This window comes from Pseudalkalibacillus sp. JSM 102089, from assembly GCF_041366475.1.
In the GTDB taxonomy this organism is placed as follows: Bacteria; Bacillota; Bacilli; order Bacillales; family Guptibacillaceae; genus Guptibacillus; species Guptibacillus hwajinpoensis_B.
Genome location: NZ_JBEWYW010000007.1, coordinates 164,196 through 177,591, shown reverse-complemented (window position 1 = coordinate 177,591; position 13,396 = coordinate 164,196). Strand labels below are relative to the sequence as shown.

Genomic DNA, 13,396 nt, shown 5'->3' with positions numbered 1-13,396 from the left:
AGAAACAAGAACATACGTTTGTGAGGAGTGCGAAAACATGCAACGAATAGTTGATAAGTTACTAAACGGGCTAAATCCCGAACAACAAGAAGCGGTCAAGCACACGGATGGACCGCTTTTAATTATGGCTGGAGCAGGTAGTGGAAAAACGAGAGTGCTGACGCATCGTATTGCGTATCTTCTTGTGGAGAAACAGGTATCTCCTTGGAATATTCTTGCGATTACGTTTACGAATAAAGCGGCGCGAGAAATGAGAGAACGAGTAAATTCGATTACGGGACCAGTCTCGGAAGATATTTGGATCTCGACATTCCACTCTATGTGCGTACGTATTTTAAGAAGAGACGGTGATCGGATTGGAATTAACCGCAACTTCACCATTCTTGATTCTGGGGACCAGCTGACTGTTATTAAGAAGATTTTGAAAGAGCAGAACGTAGATCCAAAGAAATTTGAGCCTAGAGGGATTCTTGGCAGTATTAGCTCTGCAAAAAATGAACTCGAAACTCCTGAAGATTATAAAGCGAATGCAAAGGGGCCTTACGAAAGTGTTGTTGCTGATGCATATGAGCAATATCAGAAGCAGCTTCGTAAAAACCAGGCGCTTGATTTTGATGATTTGATTATGCGGACGATCACGTTGTTCAAAAAGGTGCCGGAAGTACTCGAGTTTTATCAGCGTAAATTTCAGTATATTCATGTTGATGAGTATCAAGATACAAACAAGGCACAATATATCCTTGTTAAACTCATGGCTGAGAAATATCAGAACCTTTGCGTAGTTGGTGATTCTGATCAGTCGATCTACCGCTGGCGTGGTGCAGATATACAGAACATTCTTTCCTTTGAGAAGGACTATCCAAGTGCACGTGCGATATTCCTTGAGCAAAACTATCGTTCAACTAAGAAAATTCTACAAGCGGCCAATGTGGTTATTGAAAATAATACGAATAGAAAGCCTAAAAAGCTTTGGACGGATAATGATGATGGGCCACATATTACTTATTATCAGGCAAACGATGAACATGATGAGAGTCGTTTCGTAACAGGGAAAATCCTTGATATGGTGAATACCGGACAGAGAACGAATTCACAAATAGCGATTCTTTATCGTACGAATGCCCAGTCGCGTGTGATTGAGGAAATTTTAAATAAGTCGAACATCCATTACAACATTGTCGGCGGTACAAAGTTCTACGACCGTAAAGAGATTAAAGATGTTCTAGCATACCTCCGTCTCATTGCTAATCCAGATGATGATATTAGCTTACTTCGAATTGTAAATGTTCCAAAGCGTGGTGTTGGTGCATCGACAATGGACAAGGTAGCACAATATGCGGCTAATCAGGATATTTCTATCTTTACAGCTCTTCAAGAAGTCGAGCAGATCGGGTTAAGCGCTCGTTTCACTAAGACTCTTAAATCATTTGGTAATCAAATGGCAAACTGGTCACAAATGCAGGAATATCTAGCCGTATCTGAACTTGTTGAGGAAGTAATTGATAAGTCAGGGTATCGTGATGCGTTAAGAAATGAGAATACAATCGAATCACAAACACGACTTGAAAACATTGATGAATTTCTTTCTGTTACACAAGAATTTGAGAAAGCAAGTGAAGATAAAAGCCTAATCGCTTTTCTAACAGACCTTGCGCTCGTTGCGGATATCGATAAGTTAGATGAGGATGAAGGTGAGCAGAGGGAAGCTGTTACACTTATGACGCTCCATTCAGCTAAAGGTTTGGAATTTCCCGTTGTTTTCCTCATTGGGATGGAAGAAGGAGTATTCCCGCATAGTCGTTCCCTATTTGAGGAGGAGGAGATGGAAGAAGAGCGTCGTCTAGCATATGTTGGTATTACAAGAGCAGAAGAAGAGCTTTTCTTGACAAATTCTCGTCTTAGAACACTCTACGGAAAAACAAACGCGAACCCTGTGTCCCGCTTCATAGGAGAGATACCAGAAGAATTACTTGAGAAGCAAGGTCAAGAAAAGCCAGCTACACCGTTTGGTGGGACTAGTTCCCGACCTTCTTCAAGACCTGCTACTCCTAAGACGCCTAGACGTCCTCAACTTACTTCAACAGGTGGAGATTCACTCGATTGGAAAGTAGGAGATAAAGCAAGTCACCGTAAATGGGGCGTTGGTACGGTCGTTAGCGTTAAGGGTGAGGGTGACTCGACTGAGCTTGATATTGCTTTCCCTAACCCGGTAGGAATTAAGCGTTTGTTAGCGAAGTTTGCGCCTATTGAAAAGCAATAGTCATTTTAGAAGGTGAGGTTTGACGATGGAAGAAAAGCAAAAGCGCATCGAAGAGCTTCGTCAGCTCTTAAATCAGTACAATTACGAGTACCACGTTCTAGATCAGCCGACCGTTCCTGATGCCAAGTATGATCGGATGATGAATGAATTAATTAACCTGGAAGAAGAGAATCCTGAACTTAAAACGGAAGATTCTCCAACTCAGCGCGTCGGTGGCACGCCGCTTGAAGGCTTTCAAAAAGTTGAACACAGAGTACCAATGCTAAGCCTTGGTAATGCTTTTGGTGAAGAGGACTTGAAGGACTTCGACCGACGTGTACGTGATCGAATTGGCGAAAACTTTTCGTATGTATGCGAGTTAAAAATAGACGGTCTTGCCGTTTCACTTATTTATGAAGATGGAGTTCTTGTGCGTGGAGCCACACGTGGGGATGGCACGGTAGGAGAGGACATTACTCAGAATTTGAAAACCATTCCAGCTATCCCACTTCGTTTAAGCGAAAATGTTAGCATGGAGGTGCGTGGTGAGGCGTTCATGCCAAAGCCATCCTTCATGAAATTAAATGAAACACGTGAGAAGAATGATCAGGATTTATTTGCAAATCCTCGAAATGCAGCGGCTGGTTCTCTTCGCCAGCTTGACCCAAAGATTGCTGCTAGCCGCAACTTGTCTATTTTTGTATACGGTGTAGGTACGGTTGAAGGCAGGGAAATTAGTTCACATTCAAATGGCCTTGATTTTCTCAAAGAGCTAGGATTCAAAACCAATCCAGAATGGAAGCGATGTAACACGATTGATGATGTTATTGATTACATCGGTGGTTGGTCAGAGAAACGTCCTGATCTTTCATACGAGATCGATGGGATTGTTGTGAAAGTAGATGCCCTCAATCAACAAGAGGAGCTAGGATTTACTGCGAAAAGTCCACGATGGGCCATTGCATACAAGTTTCCTGCTGAAGAGGTTGTAACGCAGCTCTTGGATATTCAGCTTAATGTGGGCAGAACTGGTGTCGTCACTCCCACTGCTGTTTTAGAACCAGTACTCGTTGCTGGGACAACCGTGCAGCGTGCATCTCTTCATAATGAGGATCTGATTCGTGAGAAGGATATTAAAATTGGAGACTATGTCGTTGTGAAAAAAGCAGGAGACATTATTCCTGAAGTCGTTTCAGTGCTTGAAGATCGTCGTTCAGGTGAAGAAAAAGCATTTTCTATGCCTGAAAAATGTCCTGAATGTGATAGTGATCTCGTTCGATTAGAAGAAGAGGTCGCACTTCGATGCATTAATCCAAAATGTCCAGCTCAGCTCCGTGAAGGACTCATTCATTTCGTTTCACGCAATGCAATGAATATTGATGGACTAGGTGAACGGGTGATTACTCAGCTGTTTCGAGAGGAATTAATTCATGATGTAGCAGATATCTATCAGCTGACACACGATCAACTTATTGAGTTAGAGCGAATGGGTGAGAAGTCAGTCTCCAACCTTCTTGAGGCGATAAGCGTCTCAAGGAATAATTCATTAGAAAAACTGTTGTTTGGTCTTGGGATACGCCATGTCGGTGCAAAAGCTGCGAAAACTCTTGCACAACAATTTGGCTCTATGGACAGTATTGTTCAAGCAAATATAGAAGATCTTGAAGCAATTAATGAAGTGGGACAGAAAATGGCTGATTCTGTTGTGCGATATTTTCAAAACGAAGAAGTGCATGAACTAATTGAAGAATTAAAAGAAGCTGGCGTTAATATGACCTATAAAGGGCCTAAGCCAGTTGCGGTAGAAGACATTGATTCCGTGTTTGCGGGCAAAACAATTGTACTCACTGGTAAGTTAGAACAGTTGAGTCGCGGGGAAGCAAAGAAGAAGCTTGAAGAACAAGGCGCAAAGGTGACAGGTAGTGTAAGTAAGAGCACAGATCTTGTCATTGCAGGGGAAGATGCTGGTTCTAAGCTTGAAAAGGCAGAGTCTCTTGGCATTGACGTGTGGAGTGAGAACAGGTTCCTTGAAGAGTTAAACGAATGAGGAGAGGGAAGTAATGCCAAAGAAGCAAACGTTCATCGTTAGTATCATGGCCCTTTCGCTCGTATTATCCGGTTGTGTTCCAAGTTTTATGAAGGGCGATCAGGACGATACAGTGAAAGTGAATGATTCAGAAGGCGAAGATAGCGAAGAAATGATTGTTAGTGAAGATATCAAAACATCTGAAACGTATTATCGTTCAGTACTTGAGAAGGATGGGGATAAAAATTCTCTTGATACTTCACAAGTTAGGGGATTAATCACGGCTGGCGTTGATAACCGTCTCGATGTTGATGCGCTTGAGATGGGTTTAATCAGACTTTCTCAAGAGCAATTTGATCCTGAGAAATATTTCTTTAAAGAAGGTCAGCTTTTTGATACAGAGCAAATTCATAGCTGGCTGTATCGAGATAATGGTGTAACGAAAGAAGAAGCTGAAAAAGATAAAGAGAAGGAAGTAAATGAGGGACTTAATCCACAGCTCGGAGTGGAAGAAAATCCTGCTAATTATGAGCAAGTAATTGAAGCAGAGAAGAAAAACCCTAAATTCTTATCTTATATACATGAACAAGATTACTATGTTCAAAACAAAGATGACGAGTTACAACTAGGCGGAATCTCGATTGCCTTATCGCTTTATTCTGAATATCCTTATTCAGTTCTTGATGAGAATGGCCTGAAATATACTGGTTCAGTGGAACTAGGGAAAGAAGAAGTGATTTCTAAGGCGAAGGAATCGATTGAACCAATTGTGAAGAAAATTCGTGCTGAGCATGACGTACCTATCATGTTCACTCTGTTTTTAGAGCAACCAAGACAATCAGTTGTCCCAGGAAACTTTGTGGCGAGCACCATTGTAGGAGAAGGGAAATCCAGCCCGGATTCTTGGAAGGATTTAAATGAGAAGTACGTTGCTTTTCCTTCCTCTGCAGCCTCCGACGAGTACCCTGCTGAAGCAGAGAAGTTTGATGATTTCACACGTGAAATCCAGGATTTCTTTCCAAACTTTGTAGGTGTCATTGGCACCGGGTTCTACAAACAGGATGAGCTTACACAATTGAAGGTTGAAATACCAATCCAATTCTATAGCAAAGCGGAGGTCATTTCGTTTACACAGTTCGTAAACGGTCTTGTCAAGAAACGAAATGATACATTTCCTCAGGAGCTTCCGGTCTCCATCTACATCACAAATAACGGAGAAACAGAAAGTATGATTGTGAAAGATCCTAACGAAGAAGAACCGTTTGTTCATATTTATCAATAAACAAAAAACCTCCCAGTGTAAAAACACTGGGAGGTTTTTTGTTATTCAGACAAGGCTTTTTGGAGTGTTTGAATGTTTTTTTCCATTAATGTGAAATATGTTTCGTTATTTTCGATATCTTCTTCGGTTAAAACAGATAGATTATGGATGCGAAGCGTATTGAGTCCAAGCTCTTTTTGAACTGCTTTAGCAGGCTTGGGGGTAGCATTTTGTTCGAAAAGCATATACTTCAAATTGTGGCTTTTTGCTGTTTCGATAATTTCTTCTAATTGTTTTTGAGTAGGTTCTTGAGAAGGAGAAAGACCCGAGACGCTTAATTGTTCAAGGCCATAACGACTTTCCCAGTAGCTATAAGCATCATGAGAGATGAGAAATTCTTTCTTATCTGCACGATCAGCCATTTCTTGGAAGGATTGATCCAAGGCTAATAATTCTTCTTGCAAATAACTAAAATTAGTTTCGAATGTTTCTTTCTGATCAGGATCGAGAGCGATTAGAGCATCTTTAATATTTTCAGCTTGCTCTATTGCAAGAATTGGATCGATCCAAATATGGGGATTCATATCACCATGGTCGTGGTCGGCGTGCTCTTCGTGCTCATGCTCTTCATGCTCTTCTTCGGATTCATCTAGATGGATGTCTTTAGCAGACTCAAGAACCATGACATCCTCATTGCTTAGCGTATCTTGTGCAGCATCAGCAAACCCTTCCATACCTGCACCATTATATATAAACAAATCTGCTTCAGCTAATTCGGCCATTGTTCTAGTTGTTGGCTCGAAGCTATGTGCATCGCTACCTGGAGGAATGATTGACTCAGCCGTTACATCTTCTCCTCCAATCCGTTCGGCAAAGTATTCAAGAGGATAAAGTGTTGTATAAATGGTAAGCTTTCCATCCGCTTTAGAGTCTGACTCATCTTGACCACAAGCGACAAGGATAAACGTAGAAATAGATAATAATAACGCTAATTTAAAAAAGCGATTATTCATAAGTGATTTTCCCTTCCGTAAGTTTCTCTGCCACTCATTATATCGTAATGATTACGTTTTGCAAACAGTAATCTTTCCGATTTGTTTTGTTCATTATAGTAAAAAGTCTTAAAAAGGTATTGGAGTGGGAAGGGTGAAAATTACATGGAAAAAATAGTTGTGATAATTAGCATTATGGAGGTATGAAAAGAAGGGGAACGCGGCAATCTATAAAAAAATATTTCAATTTGAAGATTAACATTACAAAATAGTGGGTAAATGTTACTAGAGTATGTAGATGAGGGAAATATTGGTCAATTAATTTAAATAAATTTTCTTGAATACTTATGACATAAAAGTTGCTAAAAGAAGGGAAATCTCTTTCATTATGTATTTTTATTCATTGAAAAGTTTATCTTATAATATTTGCATTGTTCAGAAAAATATTTTGTGATATAGTAATCATTGGTTTGTAAAGGACTAATGGTCTACTGGAATAATTTGAATTCACAGCAAAAATGCATAGTTGTGAATATTGACTTTGGAGGGGGTGAAAGTGTGGAATATACCTTAACTACCGCAACATGGTTCTGGCTACTTATACCAATGCCTTTATTAGTCGTATTATCAATAATAACTTTTTTTACCGAAAGGAGAGAATAGTACTCGATGAGTATTGAGACGCCAACGTTAGTCACATTTATAGTGTACCTTGTCGGTATGCTCGCAATTGGATTAATTGCTTACAAAATGACAAGTAACTTATCTGATTATGTTCTTGGAGGAAGAAGATTAGGTGGATCTGTAGCCGCACTTAGTGCCGGAGCATCAGATATGAGTAGCTGGCTCTTACTAGGCCTACCTGGTGCAATGTATGCAGGTGGTATGAGTCAAATTTGGATTGGGATTGGGCTCGCAATCGGAGCTTACCTGAACTGGCAGTTTGTTGCATCGCGTCTTCGCCGTTATACAGAAGTGGCGAATGATTCGATTACGGTTCCTGATTACCTTGAAAACCGTTTTCGTGATAGTTCGAAAGCACTACGCGTGATTTCAGCAATTGTCATTCTTGTATTCTTTACGTTCTATACGTCTTCAGGTCTTGTTGGGGGCGCAATCCTGTTTGAAAGCTCGTTCGGAATGAGCTATGAAAGCGCATTGTGGATCGGTGCACTTGTTATTATTTCTTATACGTTCCTTGGTGGTTTCTTAGCGGTAAGCTGGACAGATTTCTTCCAGGGAATACTTATGTTCCTTGCACTTGTTGTCGTGCCAATTGTTGCCCTAAATGAAATGGGTGGCTGGAGCGAAACAGTTAATCAAGTCGGTGCAACGGATACAACTTATCTCGATATCTTTACTGGTATGAGCTTTATGGGGATTATCTCCCTGCTTGGTTGGGGACTTGGTTACTTTGGCCAACCTCACATCATCACTCGTTTTATGGCAGTTAAATCTTCGAAAGAGATTCCTAAAGCACGCCTTGTTGGTATGTCATGGATGGTTCTTTCACTGTTTGGTGCAATCTTTACTGGTTTCATCGGTATTGCCTATTTCGATGCGGGCCTTCCGAACTCGGAAACAGTCTTTATTGAATTTACACAAGTGCTCTTTAATCCATGGGTTTCCGGCTTCTTGCTTGCTGCAATCCTATCTGCGATTATGAGTACAATTGACTCTCAGCTTCTTGTATCTTCAAGTGCTGTTGCGGAGGATTTCTATAAAGCGATCCTTCGTAAGAATGCTAGTCAGACTGAGCTTGTATGGGTAGGTCGTATCGCGGTTCTTGCGATTGCGTTACTTGCTATTCTACTTGCTTACAACCCTGATAGCAGTGTTCTTGATCTTGTAAGTTATGCGTGGGCCGGCTTTGGTGCCGCATTTGGGCCTGTTATTATACTGAGTCTATTCTGGAAACGTATGACGCGTAATGGTGCCCTTGCTGGTATCATCACGGGTGCAGTAGTCGTTATTCTATGGGCTCAATTATCAGGCGGACTATTCGACCTTTACGAATTGATTCCAGGCTTTATTCTTGCATGGATCGCTGTTATGGCATTCAGCTTTGTAGGTAAAGAACCTGGTAAAGAGATTGAAGATGAATTTGAAGCAGCTAAGACATCTGAATTTTAATCAGCTTTATTCAAGAGGCTCATCCCAATAAGGGGTGAGTCTTTTTTTGAAATAAGAATGGGACAAGCTATAGACGCAAGCCCTAAAACAGAAGTTAAACAAACGTTTGATTAATCCGACTTAATTAAACGTTTGTTTAAAATTGGAACAGACGGCGTTCTGTTGCTTAATGAAGCTTGTTTTTGGTATCATCTATATATTGCAGGTTGTTCGAAATTTGTGGAGGTGAAAGTGATGTCCAGAATTACCAAAGAAGAGGTTAAGCATGTAGCGAACCTCGCTAGACTAGAAATGGATGAGGCAGAGGTCGAGAAGTTTACAACTCAGCTTGATGACATTATTTCAATGGCGGAGCAGCTGAATGAATTAGATACAGAGAACGTTGAGCCTACAACGCATGTTCTCGATTTAAAAAATGTACTTCGTGAAGACAAAGTACAGCCGTGGTTATCTCGTGAGGAAGCATTGAAGAATGCACCTGATAAAGAGAATGGTCAAGTAAAAGTTCCATCAATATTTGAGTAAGGGAGGCAACGTCCTTGTTTGATAAAAGCATAAGTGAGCTTCACAGCTTGCTTCATAAGAAAGAATTATCCGTCAGTGAACTTGTTCAAACCTCGTTTGATCGTATTCATACGGTCGATGAAAAGGTAAAAGCATTCATGACGTTAAATGAAGAAGGAGCAATGCAATCAGCAAAAGCGCTTGATGAAAAGCTCGGTACAGAAGATGCAAGAGGGCTTCTTTTTGGTCTCCCTGTAGGTGTGAAAGATAACATTGTTACAAAAGGACTTCGTACAACAGCGTCAAGCCAGCTTCTAAGCAACTTTGACCCATTACATAATGCAACAGTGGTTGAACGTTTAAATGCAGCGGAAACCATCACTGTGGGCAAATTGAATATGGACGAGTTCGCGATGGGTTCTTCTAATGAGAACTCTGGCTTCTTTGGCACGCGTAACCCATGGAACACCGATTATGTACCTGGTGGCTCAAGCGGCGGCTCAGCTGCATCTGTTGCTGCTGGAGAAGTTTTCTTCTCACTTGGCTCTGATACAGGTGGTTCAATCCGTCAGCCAGCTGCTTTTTGTGGTGTTGTAGGATTAAAACCTACTTACGGACTCGTTTCTCGATTTGGCTTGATCGCGTTCGCATCATCACTCGATCAAATTGGACCAATCACAAACACCGTAGAAGATAACGCCTATCTTCTTCAATCTATTGCAGGTCACGATAAGATGGATTCAACATCAGCGAACGTTGACGTTCCAGATTACCTTTCTAGCCTAACTGGCGATGTAAAAGGTCTTCGTATTGCTGTACCGAAAGAATACCTTGCTGAAGGTGTAGATGAAGACGTGAAGAACAGCGTCCTTCAATCACTTAAAAAGCTTGAAGAGCTTGGCGCAACTTGGGAGGAAGTATCTCTACCTCACTCTAAATATGCTGTAGCGACATACTATCTTCTTTCTTCTTCAGAAGCATCAGCTAACCTTGCTCGCTTTGACGGCGTCCGCTATGGCGTTCGTGCTGAAGCTGAGAACCTTCTTGATCTTTATAAGAAAACAAGAAGCGAAGGCTTTGGTGACGAAGTGAAGCGACGTATTATGCTTGGTACATTTGCACTTAGCTCTGGCTATTACGATGCTTATTATAAGAAAGCACAAAAAGTTCGTACGCTCATCAAGAATGACTTTGAAAAAGTATTCGAGGACTACGATGTGATTATCGGACCTACAACGCCGACACCAGCCTTTAAAGTAGGCGAGAAGATTGATAACCCGCTAACGATGTATGCGAATGATATTCTCACAATCCCGGTTAACCTTGCAGGCGTTCCTGCGATTTCCGTACCTTGTGGTTTATCAAATGGCCTACCTGTTGGACTTCAAATAATCGGAAAGCACTTTGATGAGAAGACCGTTTACCGCGTAGCTCATGCATTTGAGCAAGCAACGGATCATCATAAGGCTAAACCAGAGCTGTAAGGGGTGACGACTGAAAATGAATTTTGAAACTATTATTGGTCTGGAAGTTCACTCAGAACTGAAGACAAACACAAAGATTTTCTGTAATTGTTCAACGAATTTCGGTGCGCCGCCTAACACGAACGTTTGCCCGATCTGTCTAGGTCATCCTGGTGTTCTTCCAGTGATGAACGAACAAGCTGTTGATTATGCGATGCGTGCGGCAATGGCATTGAACTGTGAAATTGCACAAGATACGAAGTTTGACCGTAAAAACTATTTCTACCCAGATAATCCGAAAGCTTATCAGATCTCACAATATGATAAGCCAATCGGTGAAAACGGATGGATTGATATTGAAGTAAACGGCAAAACAAAGCGTATCGGTATTACGCGTCTTCACCTTGAAGAAGATGCTGGTAAGCTCACGCACGTTGATGGAGAGAACCACTCTCTTGTTGACTTCAACCGTCAGGGTACACCTCTAGTTGAGATCGTATCTGAACCGGATATTCGTACACCTGAAGAAGCGTATGCTTACCTTGAGAAGCTAAAAGCGATTCTTCAATATACGGAAGTGTCTGACTGTAAAATGGAAGAAGGATCTCTTCGTTGTGATGCGAACCTTTCTCTTCGCCCATATGGACAAGAAGAGTTTGGTACTAAAACTGAGCTTAAGAACTTGAACTCATTTGCTAACGTACAAAAAGGTCTTCAATTCGAAGAAGTACGTCAGGAGAAAGAACTTCTAGCAGGAAACGTGATCGGCCAGGAAACGCGTCGTTATGACGAAGCTGGTAAGAAAACAATTCTGATGCGTGTGAAAGAAGGATCTGACGACTACCGTTACTTCCCAGAGCCTGACCTTGTTCGTCTAGCGATTAATAAAGAGTGGATGGACCGCGTGCGCGAAGATATTCCTGAACTTCCAGATGCTCGTCGTGAGCGCTATGTGCAGAAATATGATCTTCCAGAGTACGATGCGATGGTACTCACTCAGTCTAAGAAAATGTCTGATTTCTTCGAAGTAGCGATTGACCAGGGGGCTGATCCTAAACAAGCCTCAAACTGGTTGATGGGGGAAGTATCGGCATACTTAAATGCGAACTATAAAGAAATTGATGAAGTTGCCCTAACTCCGGAAGGATTAGGCAAACTGATTTCTCTAATCGAGAAAGGAACAATTTCTTCTAAGATCGCGAAGAAAGTATTCAAAGATCTTATCGAAAAAGGCGGCGATCCTGAACAGATCGTTAAAGACAAAGGCCTTGTTCAGATTTCTGACGAAGGCGAGCTTCGTTCAATCGTTTCAGGTATTCTTGACGAGAACGAACAATCCATCGAAGACTACAAAAACGGGAAAGACCGCGCACTCGGCTTCCTCGTTGGTCAAGTGATGAAGGCAACCAAAGGAAAAGCAAATCCTCCAATGGTAAACAAACTCATTGTTGAAGAAATGGATAAGCGATAAATTGTGAAACCCTCCCATTGCGGAGGGTTTTTTTATTGTCTATATAGAAGTGCAAGCTTGTTCCACTCATCCGCATTTTTTCGGCTTTGCTTTTTTTTAGGGAAAAGCCTATAATCAGAACAGAAGGTTAAGCGGTGGAAAACGGTCACGAGAATGTGGGCGTTTTTTGTTTGCGACTATCATATAAATAAAAGAAGACATTACTTAAGAGAACGCGTACGATTGTTGTCCAAACCAAATCAAAAAAGTAACCATACATGCAAATCAGAATGAAAGAATTAAGATAGAGAAGATAGGATGATGAAGGATGAAACGTGCAAGACTAATTTATAATCCAACGTCCGGTAGAGAACAAGTGAAGCGCTCGCTGCCATATATTTTAGAACGCCTTGAAGTAAATGGATACGAGACGTCTGCCCATGCAACCACTTGTGAAGGGGATGCAACGGAAGCAGCGCGCATCGCTGTAGAAAGACGATTTGATCTTGTCATTGCTGCGGGTGGAGACGGAACGATTTATGAAGTAATCAATGGCATCGCTGAGCAGCCGTATCGTCCGAAAATGGGGATTATTCCAGTTGGTACAACGAACGATTTCGCACGAGCGATTGGCGTTCCTCGCACAGTTGAAGGTGCTATGGATGTCCTATGCAACGGCCTTGAAATGCCAATTGATATTGGTCGTGTAAACGAACATTACTTTATCAACATCGCAGGTGGCGGACGTCTGACTGAATTAACGTATGAAGTGCCTAGTAAGCTTAAAACAATGCTTGGCCAGCTAGCTTATTATATGAAAGGCATCGAAATGCTTCCATCCATTCGCCCGGCGAGGACTCGGATTGAATATGATGGAAAACTCTTTGAAGATGAAATTATGCTTTTTCTAGTCTCTAACTCAAACTCCATCGGCGGATTTGAAAAGCTAGCCCCTCATGCGTCATTGAATGATGGACTGTTCGACCTCATGATTTTGAAAAAGACGAACATCGCAGAATTCATTCGGATCGCAAGCAGTGCGCTACGTGGTGATCATATTAATGATCCGAATGTGGTCTACAAAAAAGCAAGTCACATCAAAGTAGAATCAGTCGATAAAATGCAGCTCAACCTGGACGGAGAGTACGGCGGCCCACTTCCAGCAGAGTTTACGAACTTATATCGTCACATCACAATGATCGTCCCGAAAGAAACGAGCGAAAAACATACAAATGAAGAAGAAGCCGCGCACAAGCGCGCGATTTCAGGTGAGTAGAAGTGAATGGGAGAAGTCAGAGACTGAGAGCTCTGGCTTTTTCTGTTGTAGT

9 protein-coding genes are annotated in these 13,396 nt (G+C 41.6%); 8 read left to right on the top strand and 1 reads right to left on the bottom strand.

Annotated features, from left to right (window positions below; translation table 11 throughout):
• The first annotated feature begins 37 nt into the window (after window positions 1-37).
• From pcrA to ABVF21_RS15850, 3 genes are read left to right on the top strand one after another with little or no spacing between them, the layout of a single operon-like run.
• Entirely contained in the window at window positions 38-2,260 is a 2,223-nt protein-coding gene (gene pcrA, locus ABVF21_RS15860) for a DNA helicase PcrA (protein WP_371018567.1), read from the top strand.
• A 25-nt stretch (window positions 2,261-2,285) separates the two neighbouring features.
• Window positions 2,286-4,286 carry an NAD-dependent DNA ligase LigA gene (ligA, locus tag ABVF21_RS15855; RefSeq protein ID WP_371018566.1) on the top strand — a complete coding sequence of 667 codons (2,001 nt, stop codon included), beginning with the start codon at window positions 2,286-2,288 and terminating at the stop codon, window positions 4,284-4,286.
• Window positions 4,287-4,299: 13 nt separating this feature from the next.
• Window positions 4,300-5,547, top strand: coding sequence for a CamS family sex pheromone protein (locus tag ABVF21_RS15850; protein ID WP_303533687.1), 1,248 nt, complete (start codon window positions 4,300-4,302; stop codon window positions 5,545-5,547).
• A 41-nt stretch (window positions 5,548-5,588) separates the two neighbouring features.
• On the opposite strand, the gene ABVF21_RS15845 is transcribed toward ABVF21_RS15850, so the two are convergent.
• A complete protein-coding gene (locus ABVF21_RS15845; protein WP_303533690.1) occupies window positions 5,589-6,539 on the bottom strand; it encodes a metal ABC transporter solute-binding protein, Zn/Mn family in 951 nt (316 codons plus the stop codon).
• 648 nt (window positions 6,540-7,187) lie between these two features.
• On the opposite strand from ABVF21_RS15845, the gene putP reads away from it, so the two are divergent.
• The 5 genes from putP to ABVF21_RS15820 all read left to right on the top strand — a co-directional run bounded on the left by putP (window position 7,188) and on the right by ABVF21_RS15820 (window position 13,344).
• Window positions 7,188-8,651, top strand: coding sequence for a sodium/proline symporter PutP (putP, locus tag ABVF21_RS15840; RefSeq protein ID WP_303533693.1), 1,464 nt, complete (start codon window positions 7,188-7,190; stop codon window positions 8,649-8,651).
• Between the two features lie 234 nt (window positions 8,652-8,885).
• Entirely contained in the window at window positions 8,886-9,176 is a 291-nt protein-coding gene (gene gatC / locus ABVF21_RS15835; protein ID WP_226616418.1) for an Asp-tRNA(Asn)/Glu-tRNA(Gln) amidotransferase subunit GatC, read from the top strand.
• Window positions 9,177-9,190: 14 nt separating this feature from the next.
• Window positions 9,191-10,639, top strand: coding sequence for an Asp-tRNA(Asn)/Glu-tRNA(Gln) amidotransferase subunit GatA (gene gatA / locus ABVF21_RS15830; protein WP_303533695.1), 1,449 nt, complete (start codon window positions 9,191-9,193; stop codon window positions 10,637-10,639).
• 16 nt (window positions 10,640-10,655) lie between these two features.
• Window positions 10,656-12,089, top strand: a complete 1,434-nt coding sequence (gene gatB, locus ABVF21_RS15825) for an Asp-tRNA(Asn)/Glu-tRNA(Gln) amidotransferase subunit GatB (protein WP_303533697.1) — start codon at window positions 10,656-10,658, stop codon at window positions 12,087-12,089.
• Window positions 12,090-12,396: 307 nt separating this feature from the next.
• Window positions 12,397-13,344 (top strand): diacylglycerol kinase, encoded by a 948-nt coding sequence (locus ABVF21_RS15820; RefSeq protein ID WP_194222420.1) that lies wholly within the window; start codon window positions 12,397-12,399, stop codon window positions 13,342-13,344.
• The last annotated feature ends 52 nt before the right edge of the window (window positions 13,345-13,396 follow it).

Coding starts and splice junctions, on each gene's coding strand:
- gatC (WP_226616418.1), top strand. CDS start 8,886: ATGTCCAGAATTACCAAAGAAGAGGTTAAGCATGTAGCGAACCTCGCT.
- pcrA (WP_371018567.1), top strand. CDS start 38: ATGCAACGAATAGTTGATAAGTTACTAAACGGGCTAAATCCCGAACAA.
- ABVF21_RS15850 (WP_303533687.1), top strand. CDS start 4,300: ATGCCAAAGAAGCAAACGTTCATCGTTAGTATCATGGCCCTTTCGCTC.
- ligA (WP_371018566.1), top strand. CDS start 2,286: ATGGAAGAAAAGCAAAAGCGCATCGAAGAGCTTCGTCAGCTCTTAAAT.
- ABVF21_RS15820 (WP_194222420.1), top strand. CDS start 12,397: ATGAAACGTGCAAGACTAATTTATAATCCAACGTCCGGTAGAGAACAA.
- ABVF21_RS15845 (WP_303533690.1), bottom strand. CDS start 6,539: ATGAATAATCGCTTTTTTAAATTAGCGTTATTATTATCTATTTCTACG.
- putP (WP_303533693.1), top strand. CDS start 7,188: ATGAGTATTGAGACGCCAACGTTAGTCACATTTATAGTGTACCTTGTC.
- gatB (WP_303533697.1), top strand. CDS start 10,656: ATGAATTTTGAAACTATTATTGGTCTGGAAGTTCACTCAGAACTGAAG.